The organism is Streptomyces sp. NPDC033178 (genome assembly GCF_055577685.1).
Genome location: NZ_JBVIPT010000038.1, coordinates 2,615 through 20,185, shown reverse-complemented (window position 1 = coordinate 20,185; position 17,571 = coordinate 2,615). Strand labels below are relative to the sequence as shown.

Annotated in this window: 12 protein-coding genes; 5 read left to right on the top strand and 7 right to left on the bottom strand. The window is 65.9% G+C overall.

The genetic code is table 11. The annotated features are described in order from the left end of the window. Positions 1-108: 108 nt before the first annotated feature. The 4 genes from ACZ5VQ_RS48125 to ACZ5VQ_RS48110 form a co-directional block, all read right to left on the bottom strand. On the bottom strand, positions 109-828 hold the full coding sequence (locus ACZ5VQ_RS48125) for an alpha/beta fold hydrolase (protein WP_469110551.1): 720 nt from the start codon (positions 826-828) through the stop codon (positions 109-111). Positions 829-1,003: 175 nt separating this feature from the next. Further along, positions 1,004-1,867: an alpha/beta fold hydrolase gene (locus ACZ5VQ_RS48120; protein WP_469110550.1), complete on the bottom strand. Its 864-nt coding sequence runs from the start codon at positions 1,865-1,867 to the stop codon at positions 1,004-1,006. A 115-nt stretch (positions 1,868-1,982) separates the two neighbouring features. Next, entirely contained in the window at positions 1,983-2,594 is a 612-nt protein-coding gene (locus ACZ5VQ_RS48115) for a TetR/AcrR family transcriptional regulator (protein WP_469110549.1), read from the bottom strand. Between the two features lie 4 nt (positions 2,595-2,598). Further along, complete coding sequence (locus ACZ5VQ_RS48110; protein WP_469110548.1) at positions 2,599-3,357, bottom strand: tetratricopeptide repeat protein; 759 nt, start codon at positions 3,355-3,357, stop codon at positions 2,599-2,601. 144 nt (positions 3,358-3,501) lie between these two features. On the opposite strand from ACZ5VQ_RS48110, the gene ACZ5VQ_RS48105 reads away from it, so the two are divergent. Continuing rightward, a complete protein-coding gene (locus ACZ5VQ_RS48105) occupies positions 3,502-6,846 on the top strand; it encodes an ATP-binding protein (RefSeq protein WP_469110547.1) in 3,345 nt (1,114 codons plus the stop codon). Between the two features lie 204 nt (positions 6,847-7,050). Here the strand turns inward: ACZ5VQ_RS48105 and ACZ5VQ_RS48100 are convergent, their stop codons facing one another. From ACZ5VQ_RS48100 to ACZ5VQ_RS48090, 3 genes are all read right to left on the bottom strand, one after another. Beyond that, positions 7,051-7,671, bottom strand: coding sequence for a peptidase inhibitor family I36 protein (locus ACZ5VQ_RS48100; protein ID WP_469110546.1), 621 nt, complete (start codon positions 7,669-7,671; stop codon positions 7,051-7,053). A gap of 77 nt (positions 7,672-7,748) precedes the next feature. Beyond that, a complete protein-coding gene (locus tag ACZ5VQ_RS48095) occupies positions 7,749-8,438 on the bottom strand; it encodes a DUF4232 domain-containing protein (RefSeq protein ID WP_469110545.1) in 690 nt (229 codons plus the stop codon). A 152-nt stretch (positions 8,439-8,590) separates the two neighbouring features. After that, complete coding sequence (locus ACZ5VQ_RS48090) at positions 8,591-9,292, bottom strand: hypothetical protein (protein WP_469110573.1); 702 nt, start codon at positions 9,290-9,292, stop codon at positions 8,591-8,593. A gap of 878 nt (positions 9,293-10,170) precedes the next feature. On the opposite strand from ACZ5VQ_RS48090, the gene ACZ5VQ_RS48085 reads away from it, so the two are divergent. The 4 genes from ACZ5VQ_RS48085 to ACZ5VQ_RS48070 all read left to right on the top strand — a co-directional run bounded on the left by ACZ5VQ_RS48085 (position 10,171) and on the right by ACZ5VQ_RS48070 (position 16,179). Next, positions 10,171-10,347 (top strand): hypothetical protein, encoded by a 177-nt coding sequence (locus ACZ5VQ_RS48085; RefSeq protein ID WP_469110544.1) that lies wholly within the window; start codon positions 10,171-10,173, stop codon positions 10,345-10,347. A gap of 178 nt (positions 10,348-10,525) precedes the next feature. Further along, positions 10,526-11,428: an alpha/beta fold hydrolase gene (locus tag ACZ5VQ_RS48080; protein ID WP_469110543.1), complete on the top strand. Its 903-nt coding sequence runs from the start codon at positions 10,526-10,528 to the stop codon at positions 11,426-11,428. 65 nt (positions 11,429-11,493) lie between these two features. After that, positions 11,494-12,342, top strand: coding sequence for an MIP/aquaporin family protein (locus ACZ5VQ_RS48075; protein ID WP_469110542.1), 849 nt, complete (start codon positions 11,494-11,496; stop codon positions 12,340-12,342). A 981-nt stretch (positions 12,343-13,323) separates the two neighbouring features. Beyond that, the gene (locus ACZ5VQ_RS48070; RefSeq protein WP_469110541.1) at positions 13,324-16,179 is read left to right on the top strand and encodes an AfsR/SARP family transcriptional regulator; all 2,856 of its coding nucleotides are present in this window, start codon (positions 13,324-13,326) and stop codon (positions 16,177-16,179) included. The last annotated feature ends 1,392 nt before the right edge of the window (positions 16,180-17,571 follow it).

Here is a 17,571-nt window from a genome sequence, read left to right as displayed (position 1 = left end):
CGTCCAGGGACCGCACATGGCCCGGACCTTTGGCGATGCCATGGCAGTGGCCTCCCGGCGAGCCACGGTGCGCCGTTGGCGGCGCCGCTCGGCCGGATGCCCGTGATGTCAGACGGTCACGGTAGCGAGTGCCTCGCGGATCACCCTGACGACCTCCGCCGGGCGGGCGTGCATCACCAGGTGCGAGGAGTCGACCTCGGTGACCTTGACCTGGGCGCGCTCGTAGCCGTACCGCTGGACGTCGGGGTTGATGGCCTTGTCGGCGGACGCGACGATCCCCCACGCGGGCAGGTTCTTCCAGGCGGCCGCACCGGCGGGCTCGCCGAAGGCGGCCCCGGCGAGCGGTCGCTGGGAAACGGCCAGGACGCGTGTGAGGGCCTCGTCCACGTCGGCGGCGAAGATCTCCGGGAACCTGGAGACGTCCACCGAGACATCGGTGCCCGGCTCGTCGGAGCCCTCGATCGGGAAGGGCTTGTAGACGAGGGCGTCGGCCAGCGGTGTGCCGGGGAAGCGGCCCTGGAGTTCACCGAGGCTCTCACCCTCGTCGAGGACGTAGGCGGCCAGATAGACCAGCCCCACCACGTTGTCCTCACGGCCGGCGACGGTGATCACCGCGCCGCCGTAGGAGTGCCCGACGAGGAGGACGGGTCCTTCGATCTGCCGGACGACGGAGGCGATGTATGCCGCGTCGCCGGTGAGGCCGCGGTTGGGCACTGGGGGAACCACCACCCGGGTGCCGTCCGCGAGCAGTTCGGTGACGACGCGGGAGTAACTGGACGCGTCGGCGAAAGCTCCGTGGACCAGGACCACGGTGGGTGTGTTGGGCATGCCTTCTCCTCTGGTGAACCGCCGGTCGCGGTAGCGGGAACGCGCTGTCCGGCGCGTTCGTCAGATGCCGGTCGCTCCGCATGGGAGCCCCTGCCATCTGCCGCAGACGCTAAGGAGGTGCGGTGGAAGACCAGTGACCGATCTGTGAACCGCGCCGTCCGGAGCGGACACCGCGTCAGAGGTGCTTGCCCAGGAACTCCTGGACGAGAGGCACGACTTCGTCGAGTGCGCTCTCCAGCAGGAAGTGGCCGCCGGACACCAGGTGGACCTCGGCGTCCGGCAGATCGGTGGTGAAGGCGAGCGCCCCGGCGGGTCCGAAAATCGGGTCGCCCCTTCCCCAGATGGCGAGCAGCGGAACCTGTCGCTCGCGGAAGAGCCGCTGCACCTTGGGGTACAGCGCCAGATTGGTGGCGTAGTCCAGGAACAGCGCGAGTTGCGCCCGGTCGCTGTCGGGCCGCGAGAGCAGGTCGTGGTCGTGGGTCCAGGTGGAGGGATCGACCAGGCTCTCGTCGCTGACGCCCGTGAGGTACCGCCAGCGGGTCAACTCCAGGGTGAGCGACTGACGCACGTCGGCCTCGGTCCAGGGGGTCTGCTCGCGCCAGTAGTCACGCACCGCGGTGAAGAACTCCGGCTGCAATCCCTCGTCGTACGCGTTGCCGTTCTGGGTGATGATCGCCACGACCGCGTCCGGTGCCCTCAGGGTGAGTCTCCACCCGATCGGTGCGCCGTGGTCGTGGACGAACAGGCAGTACCGCTCGATGCCGAGCTGGGCGAGCAGGGCTCCCGTGACATCGGTGAGCGAGTCGAACGAGTACGTGAACTCGTCGGGCGTCGGAGCGTCGGAGAGCCCGAAACCGACATGGTCGGGTGCCACGAGATGCCAGCGGTCCGCCAGCCGCGGCAGCAGGTGCCGGAACATCAGAGAACTGGCGGGGAAGCCGTGCAGGAGCACGACGGTGGGCCGGTCCCTCGGCCCGGCTTCCCGGTAGAAGACCCGGTGGCCGTCGACCATGGCGTACCGGTGATGGATCGAGACCATGTTCTGTGCCGCCTTCGCCCGGTCTGGCCGTTTCCGTGGGGGGTGATCGGTGCAACGTACGGCCCCACTGTGGACGACTTGTGGAGTCGCCGCCGAGCAGGGCGTCCGTCCGGTGTCAGCCCTTGAGAATCGCGACGGCGACCTGGTCGAAGAGCCACTTCTTCGCGCGGTCGACGCCCCACTCGAACGTCTCCACGGCGAGGATGAGCTGCGGATTGCGGAAGTGGAAGAAAATGATCTTCGCGGCGTCCGCGACCGAGACCCCCTCAGCCAGGTCGCCGTCGGAGGCGATGCCCTCGACGATCGTCTCCAGCGCCTCGATGTGGCGTTGATTGGCGACGTCCAGGAATTCCTGGGCGGCGGGGGAACTGGGGCCGGCGCGCTCGATGATGCGCATGATGTCGCCGGCTTCCACGGCGAGCTCGACGTGGCCGTCGGTCAGGACTTCCAGCTTGGCCCGACCGGTGGGTGCGGCCAGCGAGTCGCCGATGATCCGTGCCACCGTCGGACTCGTCGTCCACACATCCATCAAGGTCCGCAGGAGTCCCTCCTTGCCACCGCACTGGGCGTAGACGGTGGCAGGGGAGACACGCGCCTCGCGGGCGATCTTGTCTACCGTGGTCTGCGCGTAGCCGGGCTCGGCATACAGCTTCCGCGCGGCCTTGACGACTTCTTGCCGGGTCATCATGGCGTACTCGTCACGACGGCTCGGGGCTTGGCCTGGCAACGTCTCACTCCTCGTCCGGGTGGCGACCTGTGTCGCCGGGCCATGTTCGGCCGAATGCTCTGATCAGGGTCCAGGTGGCACCGGCCGCGCACTCGGACTCGAACGCGTCACGCTCAAGGACGTCCGAGACACGGTTGCGGATCCTGTCCAGTTCTCGTGCGTCGTCGGGGTCGGGTATCTGGCCGAGGCGCGCGAAGGCCTGGTCGGTGAACCCGATCAGCCGTGCGGCCAGTGGCATGTCCCCGTCCTCCGCCGCGAGGGCCGCGCCGGCGATTCCCAGGTAGGGCAGGAAGTCCCGGTAGCCCGCCCGGAAGACCCGCTCGCGGCTCTCCGCGATCAGTTGACGTGCGCGCTCGACGTTGCCGAGACGCAACTCGACGAGAGCCAGGTTGTGGTACTCGGAGTGCACGTGCTCGTCGTGCCCGAGAGCCCGGTTGAGCTCGATGCTCGCCTCGTAGAGGTCACGCGCCCGTGCGTGATCGCCAGACAGCCGAGCCACGGCGGCGAGCACGTGGCGCGGCCGCTCCTCCAGGTGGCGCTCGCCCGCACCCTGCGCGACGGTCAGGGCACGCTGCGCCAGCACGGTGGCCCGTTCCAGGTCCCCGCCGCGCAGGGCGACCCGTGCCAGGGCGTACAGCCCCTCGACCTCACCGGCCGGATCCCCTGCGGCGCGGGAGCGCTCGACCTCTGCGTCCGCCATGCGGCCCACGGCGTCGGTGTCGCCCTGCCTGAACGCCGCGCGGAGGTGTTGTCCGTCCGTCACCTTGCCTCGCCTGGTTGGAAGATCGGGACTGGCTAGAGTGGTACTCCAGCGGTTAGAGTGTGTATATATTCATGCTAGCGCAACTCCGGCCCTCCGCAAAAAGCGAACAGCAGGTCCGGGACGGGGACACCGAGGGGGTCGGACATGGCATCAACGCTCGTCGTTCCCGGCAGTACCGACGAGGCGGGGGGACTTCCAGCCGGGGGCCCCCTGCGACTGCAGGTGCTGGGGCCGCTGAGGCTGTGGCGGGGCGAGAGCGAGCTGGAGACCGGGCCCCGTCAGCAGGCGTATCTGCTGGCTCTGCTCCTCGCTCGCGGGGGCCGTCCGACCGGCATCGGCGAGCTGATCGACCTGATCTGGGGTGAGGAGGCGCCCGCCAGCGCCCTCAACGTGATCCACAAGTACGTCGGCTCGATACGACGCCTGCTGGAGCCAGACCTGCCCCCTCGGGAGACGGGCGTCTACCTGCTCAGGCGCGGCAACGGCTACCTGTGCACGGCCGGACCGGACCTTCTCGATCTCGCGAGGTTCCGGCAGCAGTCCGGCGCCGCCCGCAGAGAGCGGGCGGACCAGCACGATGCCGCAGCACTTGTGCACTACCTCGACGCGCTGCGCCTGTGGAGCGGCCCGGCCGGCGACGGGTGGACGCACGGACCCGCGGCGGCACCGATCTTCGCGGGCCTCAACGACGAGTACTTCCAGATCTGCATGGAGGCGGCCGATGTCGCGCTGGCGCTCGGGCAGCCCGCCCGCCTGCTGCCGGCCCTGCACCTGGCTGCCGCGATGGCCCCGCTGCACGAATCGGTGCAGGCCAGCCTCATCACCGTGCTGGGCGGCGCGGGGCGCCAGGCGGAAGCCCTGACCGTGTTCGAGGCCGTGCGCAGACGCCTCGCCGACGATCTCGGGATAGACCCGGGGCAGACCCTCAAGGCCGCCCACCAGCGGGTGCTCACCCAGACTTCCGCGAACCCTGCCCCGGCCACTCCGGCCCCGGCGGTCGGAGCCCCGGCCGGCGAGAGCCCAGCTACCGAAACCCTGGTACCGACGTCCTCGCGCGTGCGCATGCCGGTACCAACACCCCCGCCGATCACGCCGGGTGACTTCGACCGGCTGGTCGGCCGGACGGACGAGCTCGCGGCACTGCGCCGCGCTGTCGAGCCGGCCCTGGGGAACGGCACGGCGGTGGTACTGCTGGAGGGCGAGCCCGGGGTCGGCAAGAGCCGACTCATGGAGGAGACCGCCGGCCACGCCGAGGCCCGTGGTGCCCTCGTGGTCTGGGGTCACTGCCTTGAGGGCGAGGGCAGGCCGACGATGTGGCCCTGGGTCGAGACGGTGTCCAGCCTGCTCGACGTCATGGCGAAGGAACGGCGGGAACAGTGGGCGGCCCGCGATCTCGGCCATCTCGTCGGCTCCCGCGTGGAGCGGCCGGCGGCGCTGGCGATCCCCGACGGCAACTCCCGTTTCCGCCTGCTGGAGCAGATGGTCGAGCTGATCGCCGAGGCGGCCGCCGAGCGACCGGTCGTGCTCATGCTCGACGATCTGCAGTGGGCGGACACGAGTTCGCTACAGCTCCTGGACCATGTCGTCTCCCGCCTTCCCGCCGGTACGGCTGTGGTCGGCTCGCTCCGCAACCGAGGCCCTGCGCCCGGCCTTGAGCTGGTCCGGACACTGGCCGCCGCCAGTCGCGTGAGCGGCCACCGGCGGCTCCTGGTCGGGCCCTTGAACACCGCTGAGGTGGCCGAGCTCATTCATCTCGAAACCGGGGTCAGACTCGCCCCCGACGTGGCCATATCGGTCCGCACCCGCACGGCCGGCAACCCGTTCTTCGTCCAGGAGCTGGGACGGCTGTGGGCCGCCGACGGCGAGGTCACCATGGAGACCGTGCTGCGCAGCACCGTCCCGGTGACGGTGCGCGACGTCGTACGCGACCGCCTCGCCGTACTCGACAGCGACACACAGGAACTACTGGAGATCGCGGCGCTGGTCGGCCGGAACGTCGAGCTCGTCCTGCTCGCCCGAACAGCCTCCCTCGACGTGGGTTCCTGCCTGGAACGCCTGGAACCCGTCCGCGGCCTCGGTCTGGTCGGCCCGACACCCGGCGACCCGTTCTCCTACCGCTTCACTCACGACCTGGTGCGTCAGGTCGTGTCGGAGGCGATCCCGCCCGGTCGCGCCGCGGCGCTGCATGGCTCCATCGCGGACGCCATCGAAGAGGCCGGCCTGAACGACGAGTCCGTCGCCGAGCGGCTAGCTCATCATCTGTGGACCGCGGGCCCGGTGGCGGACCCGGCCCGTACCGTCACGGCGCTGATCCGCGCCGGCGCACAGGCCAAGACGAAGACGGCGTTGGGGGCAGCCGAGCGCCACCTCGCGTCAGCGGTGGAGCTGACGCGAAAAGCGTCACTCCCCGAGCTGGAACTCGGGGCTCTCTCGCAGCTGATCGCGGTCGTCGGAATGCGCTCGATGTACGGCACCGGCTCGATCAGCCTGCTGGAACGGGCGGAGCAGGTCGCTCAGCGCCTCGGGCGCGACCGTGAGGCGGCCGGCTTTCTCTTCTCCCGCTGGACCGCGCACGGCCAGGCCCTCGACCTGGACCGCAGCAGTCCCCTGGCCCGCCGCCTGGAGGAGTTGGGCCGGACCTCTGCGGACTCGGTCGTACGGTGTTACGGCGGGGCCGCGGCGGGGATCCACGAGTGGTGCCTGGGAAACATCGGCGCGTCCTTCCAGCGGCTGAGCGCGCTGGGACCCGACATCCTTTCCACCCATGAAGACGACGGTGACGAGTACGACCCGGTGCGCAACGGTGTGCAGTTGATGACCGCTGGGATGTTCGCGGAGATCGCGTCCTACCACGGGCAGACGGCCCAAGCGCGCACGGTGCTCAGCACCCTGGTGAAGGCGGCAGGTGACGACCCGTACGCCGTCACCACCGCGACCTCCTTCGAGGCCCGGACCGCCTCGGTGATCGGCGACCCCGACTGGGCTCTGCGCGCGGCCGATCGCGGGATCGCCGCCGACCCGCACTTCTCCTTCGGCTCCCTCGGCACCTACCTGCGCCTGGCCCGGTGCTGGGCGCTGGCGACCGCTGGGCAGCACCCGGCGATCGCCGCGGACGAAGCCGAGCACCTCATTCGCACGCATCTGGCCAGCCCCGCCCGCACCTGTGTCTCGACCTGGTACGCGCTGCTGGGCGAGATGCGCATCGCCGCGGGTTCCCTGGGGAAGGCGGCGGCAGCGCTCGACAGCGCCGAGGAGTATCTCGAACGCTACGGCCAGCGTTCCGCGGAGGCACTGATCATCCTCGTTCGCGCACAACTGGAACAGGCCCGCGGCGACCACCGCGCCGCCATGGACCTGGCCGACCGGGCCCGCTCCCTGGCCCTGCACCAGGGAGCACACCTCTTCGTGCAACGCGCCGACCGGCTCATGGCCCGAACCGGACAGCCGGACGCCCTCACGCCCGAATCCGGACGGGGATTCCCCGGGTAGGAAGCACGTCGGCGGACCAGCCGCGGCTCGCGGTGCGGGACCGTCCGGGGCGTGGCGCGGTTCGTCTGAGACGAACGCGGCCCGCCCCGCGCGCGGCGGTGCGGGCCTTGCTGTCACTGACGGGCGGGCCCGTCGATCCGTCCGTCCGGGGCTCGGGCGTCTGAGTCCGAGTGCGACATCCTGCGGACGTACGTTCGACGTCGCCTACTTTCCTGCGACGCCTACGATGCGTATCGATGATACGAGGTCGTCGATATTGGCGGCGCCCAAGCCGGCACCCAGATTGGCGATTCGAGAAAAGTCAGGAACCGCCCGCTTGGTTCCGGTGTAAGACGAGTCGGTCCACAACTCGATAAAACTGGTTGAGTTGTTGATGACGGATGAGATGTGGTCGTTGAACTCCAAGTCGTCGACTACGTGATCTCGCAGATCGGGGATGTTTACAGTCGCCGCCACGACCAGGCGCTTACCGCTGAAGTCGGCGGACTCGTAGAGGCACAGCGACTGCGCGGGGCAATCCGGGTCACTGGAGCCGGGTACGGGGACGGGTGTAGGAACTCCCGCCACCGGGGCATCCAGCGGGGTCTCCGACGGAGACTCATCGAGTACGGGGACAGGTGTCGGCGCTCCCTCCTTCGAGGTCTCCGAAGCGGATGGATCGACCAGTGGACCCGTCAGCCCACCTCCACCCTCTTCGGCAACCTGCGCATCCTTCTTGCCGATCCGATCATTCGCATCGTCCTTGGCTCCACTGGAGCAGGCTGCCAGCACCAGGCAAGCAGCCATGGATGCGACTGAAAGTTTCACGATACGCGTCTGATTCATCAAAGCTCCGATACAGATATCTGATCCATGACGCTTTCTGGCCTCGACTTCAAGCGTCTCGCAATTGCAGTAAGGCGTTATCGAACCGAGTGGACGGCACCGATACGCAGGCCATTCGCCGACCGGTTGCTGCACTCACTTTTCTTCCGCGGCAGATTGAACTGATCTTTCGAACCCGGCGCGTACACGCGCAGGAAAGCCACGCTCTCCAGTTGGCATTCTGCGTCGGAGAGCCCGGACTGCCCATTCCGCGCCTGCACCTCTACAGCAGCGTGGCCATTCGGAATCAGGGTCACCTTCGTCACCTTTGAACTTGCGTCATGAGACGCGGCCTTGCCGATCTGTACCCCGTCACGCCCTCGAAACGAGATCCCTGGGAAACCGGTGAGTGAGCATGGGCTGCTGCCGGTGTTCTGGAACTCCACCTGAAAATTGACAGTGCCGGCGCCACTCTCTTGGCTTCCCATGGAAATCTTCAGGTCGTCCGACTCGCATCGCCCAACGGAATCTTCATCATCACCTGAGCCGACTTCAGAATCTGCATCACTTCGAGCAGATTTTTCGCTGGCGGACCTGTCGCTTTCGCCCGTTCGGTCACCATTCGCAGCGCGGGAGTCCGCATCCGACCCGGCAACACCGACCTGCGATGTTTTTGAGGCACTTCTGGAAGCGTCAGCGTCCCCTGGACCGCACGCTGTCAGTGCCATACCTGCAGTAAATACTACAGCAAGTGCGGATACGACTCGACGACTGGTTGTGATGGTCATGAATGCCTTCTTTCCCTAGAGATCGGCGAGGTCACTCTTATCGCGATCACCGGCCGTGGACCCCGAAGAGCTGATGCAGTGCGTCGGGTTCCACAATTAGCTCTACGCGTCGCGGCGTGACTCAGTTCACTGAGCTTCTGCGGCTTTGCCGCTCAAGGCTGAGGGGAGCTTTGGCGATTGACGTCATGCGGTCGAGCCTGCGTCGGGAGCAGCGGAAGATGCACCAGGTCTCCAGACGTGTGACGCAACGCTGGAGCGGTGTGCACGCCGCGGCCAGGGGTCGGCCGAGGGTTGCGCTTCGTCCGCTCGTTTCCAGTCCCACCACCCGAGCGAAGTGGAGCACAGTCAGTCAGTGATTGCTCCCGCTGCCCCGGGGCCATTCCCGCGCTGGGACGCATCTGGACACTGTGGCAGTCCGGAGTGTGGTCGTCGTGCGGGGACCGGCCGTAGGTGGGCCGCAGTTCCATGAGGACCTCAATGAGGTGTTCTTCCGTGTCGAGCACGATGCCGACATATCCGCAGGCACACGTGCACGGCACCAGCACGTCGCTCACCTTGTCGGTCTCCGAGAGACGCAGCGTGTGGTGCAGCCACAGGCCACTGCCCAGATGTGCCACCGCCGATCCCTCCCAGCGGTAGGCCCCGTGCTCACGTACCGCGGGATAGCCCTTCCACAGGACGGGGTTGACGGCCAGAGCGAGCGAGCAGGGGAAGACGCGATGGACGAGGTACGCTGCCGCAGCCTCGGCTGCCTCACGCTCCTCGTTCTCCGTGACCTGGTCGGTCGCCAAGGCAGCGATCTCCATGAGCTGGGCCAATGGAGAGTCCGGATCGTACGGGTGGGACTCCGTCATGGTGAGACTCCTTGATCGTTGCGTCGGTGAAAGGCAGGATCAGGCTCGGCTTTCCGTCTCCAGGACTGTTTCCGCGACGCCCCGGACAACGGCGTCGCTGCCACCGATCTGCACAACAGCCCTTGGTTCGGCACTCGCGGCGCTCGTGTCGGTGGTGAGGCAGATACGTATGTCCTCTGCCGGCCAGGACGGATGAGACGACACGAGGCGACGTCGATCTGGCAACCACAGCTACTACGGGTCCGATGGACGCCCGGATCAACCCAGTGTTGATCAGCATCGCCACCCACAGTCCACGGCACCTCATTGCATTGTTTGGTGGGTTGATTCCGAACGCTCGTATGGAGCTTTGACCTCAGGTTTTATGGAGTCTGAGAACAGCGGCCCAGCGACACCTCAGTAGCGGTCCTTCGGTCGCTGCGTCAGTCCGCCCTCGCAGCGACCGAAGCGGCTGAGCGCCGAAGGGACCGATTCTCGGGTTCCACACCCGCCAACCCGGCCCTGCCCTCAGCGAGGCCCTGTTGGGAGAGTCCCTCCCGGTCCAGTGCGTTCCCCGTGCGAGCTCGTCTGTGCAATCCCGCGGTTGACGGCACGCAGGAGGACCCCGCACCGCGTCGCCGACCGCGTCCACGAGTCCAGCGTGTCGCCGCTACGGGCCAGTGATCCCTGTCCCATCGCCTGCGCAGGCGGCGCTGTCCCGCCTCGCCCGGAGGCCTGTGCGCGTGGCACAGGCCTACCTGTTCCACGGCCGGCAGCCGAGATCGCGGAGCCCTCTTCACGATCGGCCGACAACCCTCACCGGACGTTGAACCACCTACGGCCGGAGCGGGTTGTAACAGGGGGCCGGACAGAGCACGGACGGCCTGAGAGGAACGGTCATGCGAGGAAGCCGCATCACACTCACCAACGACATCGAGGCGCTGGGCACCCGGCACCGCGCGGGCGATCGGGGAACAGTCGAGGAGATACATGCCGGTGGTCACCTGACGGTCCGGATGGACGACGGCCGCCCCAACTTCCCCACTCAGGACGAAGTGAGCCTTGAACGGGCGTGAGCGGAGGACTGCGGTGGCTGCCGCACAGCGAAATGGCCGACTACCGCGGTGTCTGCGTCGTTCTGTCTGCTTCACAGATCAGTCACTGCTCGTCCACTGCGTCTGCCTAACTTGAGGGCGAGACAGAAAATCCATCTGCTGCGGAAGCAGAACAGACTTGGCTCACAAGGGAGGCGCCATGACCGACAACCGTGTGGTGAAGCACCGATTCGCCGCCGTGGAGGGGCGAAAACTGTTCTACCGCGAGGCAGGTGAACCGACTGCTCCGGCCGTTGTGCTCCTGCACGGTTTCCCCGCCTCGTCCCACATGTTCCGAAACCTGATTCCCGAACTGGCGGACCGATACCACGTCATCGCTCCCGATCACGTCGGATTCGGGTTCTCTGACGCACCCCCTGTCGACGAGTTCGAGTACTCGTTCGAGAACCTGACCGCCATCACCCTGGGGCTGCTCAACCAGCTGGGACTGCAGAAGTTCGCCCTCTACATCCAGGACTACGGAACCCCCATCGGACTGCGCATCGCCAGCCGCAACCCCGACCGGATAACAGGACTTGTCGTCCAGTCGGGCAATGCGTACTTGGAGGGTTTCACGTCGTTCGCGGACGTTCTCATTTCCTACACCCAGGACCGTCAGGCCAACGAGGCGGGTGCCCGGCAGTATCTGACGCTTGAGAAGACACGCTGGCAGTACACCCACGGCGTCCCGGCCGACCGTCTGTGCCACGTTGCGCCGGACACCTGGGCTCTCGATCAGACGTTGTTGGACCGGCCCGGGAACAAGGAGGTGCAACTCCAGCTCTTCTGGGATTATCAATTCAATATTCAGCTTTATCCAGAATTTCAGGAATACTTCCGTAAGCACCAGCCTCCCACGCTGATCGCTTGGGGGAGAAACGACGAGATCTTCGGCGCCGATGGTGCGCACGCCTACAAGCGCGACCTTCCCAACGCAGAGTTTCACCTTCTCGACGCCGGCCACTTCGCCCTCGAATCCCATGGACCCGAGATCAGCGCTCTGATGCGCGATTTCCTGGGGCGGACGGTTGCGCGAAACCATCCGGATATTCAAACGCCCTGACCAAGATCTTCCGGAGCTCGCAGTGTTTACCATTACAGAGCCACTTTCCGTGAGGGAGAAGCTCCATGCGAAAACAAGCAGACACAATTCTGTGGGAAGCGTCGTCCGCAGGGCGCCAACCGAAAGGCTTCAAGCCCGGGGCGGTTGCCGGTCACAGCGCCCTGGAGGCAATTCTGTCATTCCTGTTGCTGTTCGGAGCCACCAGCATCATCAGGTGGATCGTAGGTCCGTCTTTTGTCTCCAGCAAGGTAAGCGACGGGCGCTGGAGTCTGTTGATCATCGGCTTGAGCGTGGGCCTGCTCATTTCTCTTCTTATTTTGAGCCGGCCCGGCCGAACAAGCGGTGGCCACATGAATCCTGCAATCTCGTTCGCCATGTGGCGCTTCGGCGTCTTTCCCGGCTACATGGTCTTTCCTTACGTCGTGGCACAGTTCGTCGGTTCCGTAGCCGGAGTGGCGGCGGCCCGGTACGTGTGGGGAGCGGCCGCTGAGAAGCCCCCCGTGAGTTATGCGGTACTGCAACCCGCAGCGGGGTGGACTTCAGCCGGATTGTTTGCCGTTGAGGCAGTGAGTACGGGCATCGTGATCTATGCGGTCGGATACTTTCTGCAGTCACCTCGACTTGCGCCCATGGTTCCGTGGCTGGCAGGGCTGCTGATCGGCGCAGCGATCATACTGCTGGGTAGTGCCACCGGAGCTTCGATGAATCCAGTGCGCCAACTTGGGCCGGCTCTTCTCTCTGGCCAGTACTCGTTCCTGTGGGTCTACCTGATGGCGCCGATGGTGGGCGCTTTCGCAGCGGCTGCCCTCCTCGACACCGCAAAAAGGCGCAGCGCCGTACTGACGCATCGGTTGTGCGGAACGCAAGAGGATGTTTCTTCTGTATCCGGCAGCCGCGAAGTCGCCTCCGACTGACACCCGAGTCCGAGATGACCGGTTGTGCCGGGCCGCGTCCAGGCGCGGTCGGACGCCATCACGAGCCCATCGGCCCACACGTATGCGGCGTCCAGCTCGGGCTGATCAGAGGGCAGGGCAGGGAAATGCTGCGGCCGAGCCCTTCCTCGGCAGTCTCGGCCCGCAGCCGAGCGGCGCATGCGGAACCCGGCTCCCCACCAGCGCCTTTCAAGCGCCAGGACCGGCCACGGGCCGCGGACAGACGTCCGACCAAGTCTGTTGCCCAACTTTCGCCCCCGTGCCCTCTGCCGTTGGACAGCATATGAAAAGCGACGCCACTCATGGTGATCCCGGTCGAACCCCGGTGAGATTGCCCGTGGCCCAGCGAGAGGCGTCAATGTCGCTACCGACCATCCCCGCAGCTGAAAGCCGGTCAAGGTAGACGCTGACTCTCCTGTAGAAATTATCGTGAACTGCTAGCCCTAGATTACTTCGCGCCATGTAGTGCTCGTAAGCGACAATTACTTCTTCGATTGAATTTCCTCGGGCGATCTTCTGACTGAGGAGAGCAGCAAGATTGTCCAGATAGAACGGCAAATTCTCTTGGGCGGTTGCGTCTTCATTGTGTCGCGGTCGATAAGGCACACACACCAACCCCATGTTTGATCATCAGCTGCCAATAACCTCTACTCCGGACTACGAGGGATCCCACCAGAGGGTTCATTGAGCTCTCTCAAGGTGACCGCCGCGGCAAACTCCCGCCACGCCGGCGTGCGCTTTCCGCCTGGTGCACCTGCGCCGACACGACACCCTCGCCCAGATCGCGGCCGGCTTCGGCACCCTCGCCGAGCAGAGCGCGAGCGCGTCGGGAACGGTCGCGCGGACTGTCCGGCCACGCATCCCACAACTCGACTCGGTGGAGCACCGTACAAACTTGACTCTGCGGCGATTCAGAACCGTTCGAGGCGTCGGACGCGATCTCGCAGGAAGGATGTTGGTTCGGTGGGTGAACGGTTGCAGTTCTCGGTTCTGGGGCCGATCAGGGCGTGGCGTGGCACGGGCGAGATCGAGCTTGGCCCGCCTCAGCAGCGAGCGGTGCTCGTCGCACTGCTGCTGGCAGAGGGTTCGCAGGTCTCGACGGGCAGGTTGATCGACGCAGTGTGGGGTGTCAAAGCCCCGGCTTCTGCGCTTGGCATCGTGCGTGGCTACGTCCACCGGTTGCGGAAGCTGCTCGGGGCCGGAGTGGACACCACCCCGTCCGTGATCCATTCCCAAGGTGATGGCTACCGACTGCCCCTCATGCCCGGCGAGTTGGACCTGCATGTCTTCGAAGCCATGCTCGCCCAGGCTGAACAGGCTCGCAGTGCGGGAGACACCGAGGAATCACTGAGGTGCCTGCGCGGCGCAACAGGTCTGTGGCGGGGTGCGGCGCTCGCTGGTGTCCCAGGCGAGTACGCGCAGAGCCAGCGACAGAGGCTGGACGAACTGCGCCTGTCCGCGCAGGCGGCACGTATCACGGCCGAACTCAGCCTCGGTGCTCATGCACAGGCGACCCTGGAACTGGCCGGGCTGGTTGCCGAGTATCCGCTGGATGAACGGTTCAGGGAGCTGTTCATGCTTGCCCTGTACCAGTCCGGTCGACAGGCTGCGGCACTGAACACCTACCGCGAGGCGAAGACTTCGCTCGCCAGCGTGTTGGGGGTCGATCCCGGCCCGGGGCTGCAGGCGATGTACCAAAACATTCTGCGAGCCGATGACAGACTCCTCGCGCCTCCCCTAGCCCGGCCCGGACACGTCGAGGTGCCCGCCGCCACCCCCCTCCCGGCTCGCGCTGCCGTGGCCCAGTTGCCTCACGGTCTACCGGCGTTCGTCGGGCGCGCCGCCGAACTGGCCGAGGTGGGCCGGTTCGCCTCGGGCGGCACGGTGGTTATCAGTGCCATTGCTGGTATGGCAGGCGTGGGCAAGACAACTTTCGCGGTGCACTGGGCGCGACAGATCGCCGACCGCTTCCCCGACGGGCACCTGTATCTGAATTTGCGCGGCTTCGCTCCGGACGCGTTGCCGATCCCTCCCGAGCACGCCTTGCGCACGCTGCTGGAGTCCCTCGGCGCTGACCCTCGCAGTCTGCCGCAGGACGTTGACGCACTCGCCGCCCTCTACCGCACCCGGCTCAGTGGCAAGCACATGCTCGTGCTCCTGGACAACGCCCGTGACGCCGCACAGGTGCGGCCACTGCTGCCCGGCGCGGAGGGAAGTCTGGTCATCGTCACCAGCCGCAACCGGCTCACCGGGCTCGTCGCCACCGACGGCGCCCATCCGCTCGACCTCGACGTGCTGACCGTGCCGGAAGCTCGCGAACTGCTCGCCCGCCGCCTCGGACAGCAGCGCGTCACAGCCGAACCGGACGCCGTCGAGGACATCATCAACCGGTGCGGACGGCTCCCGCTGGCCCTGGCGGTCACCGCCGCCCACGCTGCGACCCGCTCCACCATCCCGCTGGCGGCGATCGCAGCCGAACTGCGCGACACCGCCAACGGACTCGACGCGTTCCACGACGGCGACAGCACCGCCGACATACGTACCGTGTTCTCCTGGTCCTACCAGGCACTCACTCCCGATGCCGCCCGGCTGTTCCGGCTGCTCGCCCTGCATCCCGGCCCCGACATCACCTTGCCCGCTGCCGCCAGCCTCGCCGCCGCCGCTCTCCCCCAGACCCGACGACTGATGTCCGAGCTCATTCAAGCCCACCTCGTCGACGAATCCACTCCCGGCCGCTACACCTCCCACGACCTGCTGCGCGCCTGTGCCACCGAATTGTCAGAAGCCCTCGACCCACCCGAGCAGACACGATCTGCCCGCCGAAGGATCTACGACCACTATCTCCACACCGCGCACAGGGCACTTGCCCTGACAGCACCCGCACGCATACTCATCTCCATAGCTCCTGCGGCTCCAGGTGTGTGCGTCGAGGAATCCATTGACGATTTCGCCCAGGCAGCGGCCTGGTTCACCGCCGAACAGGCGGTGCTGATAGCGGCCGTCGAACAGACCTCGGGCCATCAGTACGACGTCCACTGCTGGCAGCTCGCATGGGCCATGGCCAACCACCTTCACCTGCGCGGGCTGCGGAACGAGCACGAAGCCGTGCACCGCACCGCCATGACCTCAGCCCTCCGGCTGGGCGATCCAACCGCTCAGGGCCATGTGCACCGCCGCCTTGCCCTTGCCGCAGGAGACGCGGGGCGCACCGACGAGGCGCGGACACATGCTGAACGGGCCGTAGAACTCTTCGCGGCAGGAGACGACACGAGGGCTTGCGCCGAAGGCTACCGAACAGTGGCGTGGGTGGCAGAACGGCAAGGTCGCACGGAAGCCGCACTCAGTGCTTCGCAGCAAGCCCATGCCATTCACCGGAGGCATGACGACGGTAGCGCGGAAGACAGCCGTGGGCGCCGAGCGACAGCTGCAGCCCTGAACTCGGTCGGGTGGTGCCACACGCTGAACGGACAGCATCAGCAAGCCCTCGACTGCTGCCGCGAGGCGCTGACACTGTGCCAGGAACTCGGATATGAGTCCGGGGCAGCGGAAACATGGGACAGCATCGGCTCCGCCCTCCACCACCTGCATGAGTACGAGCAGGCCGTCACCGCCTATCGAAACGCCCTCGACATAAACAGGCGGCAGGGCTTTCCCTGGCTGATCGCCGGCACTCTCACCCGCCTCGGGGATGCGTATCTGAGCAGCGGCCGACACGAAGCTGCCCGAAGAGCTTGGACCGAAGGGCTGCACATCATGCAGGGACTCGGTCACACAGACCCCGAGCCTCTGCGTGTCAAGCTGCGCCGGCTCGATCGATAGTGAACCCTATGGCGACCTAATCCGTACTCATATACGTGACGTTTCGGCAATTGGCGCGCATCTGATGCATGTGTCGTATTCCATTGGCAGGTCACACAAAAATCAAGAAACATCCATGGAGGTGTGCATTCAGTCCATTCGCCGCAGCGACGTTGGGGTTCATGTTTGCACAGCCGTCATGCAGGCGAGCGACTGTAGCATAGTGGCCACGTCCTGCTTCTGAAATGCAAGGAGGGGGAACTGTGAGTATTTTTGGCTGGATGCTTTTCAGCGGGAGGTGCGGTCATCCTGGCCGCTACGGAATGGTTTTTCTGTGACCGCCGAAACAGACGTCACAGTACAGAAATCGGGGACATAGATGTCCGAAAGCACAGAGATATCTAACGAGGTGGGATACGCGGGGCCGTAACGGTTGGCGTGGGCCGCGCCGTGCCAGAGGGCCGCGGCCCCGCCAAGGGCCCGGCGTAACGACGCCGAGACCGGCCTCGGCTTCCAACCGCCGTAGCCTTAGCCAGCAAAGAGCTCTTAGCGAGACCTCGGCAGAGAATTTCCAGCGGAGTATGAGACCGCAGGAACATTCGAATTCCCTATTGCGCCTGAGAGATTACGCTCGCCCTCTGGTCCTGGCACTCGAAGCGAAGCAGCTTCAGCAACGGAGCGAGTTTCCCCCCTGGACTCATTCACCTCTCTTGCCATCGGTATATCAGCGTGCCTCGACTCCACAGCTTCAGCCTTTCGGAATGTTCCAGCCCGTTCGGCATCCTGTCCAATTATTTTATGAACGACCTGGCCTGCGCTCTTGAATGGCACTCTCGGCGGGGTCGGTTCTGCCTTCCTGATCAATGATGATGGCGCACTTGGTCCTTCTGAAGATGAAGGCGCTGCCCGTGGCTTAAACTGTCGCGCTACCCATTGAACGAGCCTCTGGAGAGCAGCAATGAATTTATCTACGCTTTTAGGTATTTGCGCATTTTGCGCAGCCGCGAGATAGTCGGCCAGTACAGTATCCGACGCATCGCTATTACTCTCTACGAATCTCGATTTCGGTGCTGGTGCTGGTGCTGGTGCTGGTGCTGGTGCTGGCTCTGGTACTGGCGGGTGGTATAGGCGTTGGGGCCTGGGGCTCGCAATGTCTGGCAATGGCTGAGGCGAGGGGGGACTGGGTTGAATCACATTTCTCGTGGCCTCGCCTGAGACAGGCAGCTTTGGAGGCGGCATCGGCTGCCAACCGGGCGGCTTAGGAGGAACCGGAGGAGCAACCGACACCCCCGGAGGCGGCAACGGCTCCCAACCAGGCGGCTTAGGAGGAACCGGAGGAGCAACCGACACCCCCGGAGGCGGCAACGGCTCCCAACCAGGCGGCTTAGGAGGAACCGGAGGAGCAACCGACAC

Coding starts and splice junctions, on each gene's coding strand:
- ACZ5VQ_RS48085 (WP_469110544.1), top strand. CDS start 10,171: ATGCGAGGAAGCCGCATCACACTCACCAACGACATCGAGGCGCTGGGC.
- ACZ5VQ_RS48105 (WP_469110547.1), top strand. CDS start 3,502: ATGGCATCAACGCTCGTCGTTCCCGGCAGTACCGACGAGGCGGGGGGA.
- ACZ5VQ_RS48080 (WP_469110543.1), top strand. CDS start 10,526: ATGACCGACAACCGTGTGGTGAAGCACCGATTCGCCGCCGTGGAGGGG.
- ACZ5VQ_RS48090 (WP_469110573.1), bottom strand. CDS start 9,292: ATGACGGAGTCCCACCCGTACGATCCGGACTCTCCATTGGCCCAGCTC.
- ACZ5VQ_RS48125 (WP_469110551.1), bottom strand. CDS start 828: ATGCCCAACACACCCACCGTGGTCCTGGTCCACGGAGCTTTCGCCGAC.
- ACZ5VQ_RS48100 (WP_469110546.1), bottom strand. CDS start 7,671: ATGAATCAGACGCGTATCGTGAAACTTTCAGTCGCATCCATGGCTGCT.
- ACZ5VQ_RS48075 (WP_469110542.1), top strand. CDS start 11,494: ATGCGAAAACAAGCAGACACAATTCTGTGGGAAGCGTCGTCCGCAGGG.
- ACZ5VQ_RS48095 (WP_469110545.1), bottom strand. CDS start 8,438: ATGACCATCACAACCAGTCGTCGAGTCGTATCCGCACTTGCTGTAGTA.
- ACZ5VQ_RS48120 (WP_469110550.1), bottom strand. CDS start 1,867: ATGGTCTCGATCCATCACCGGTACGCCATGGTCGACGGCCACCGGGTC.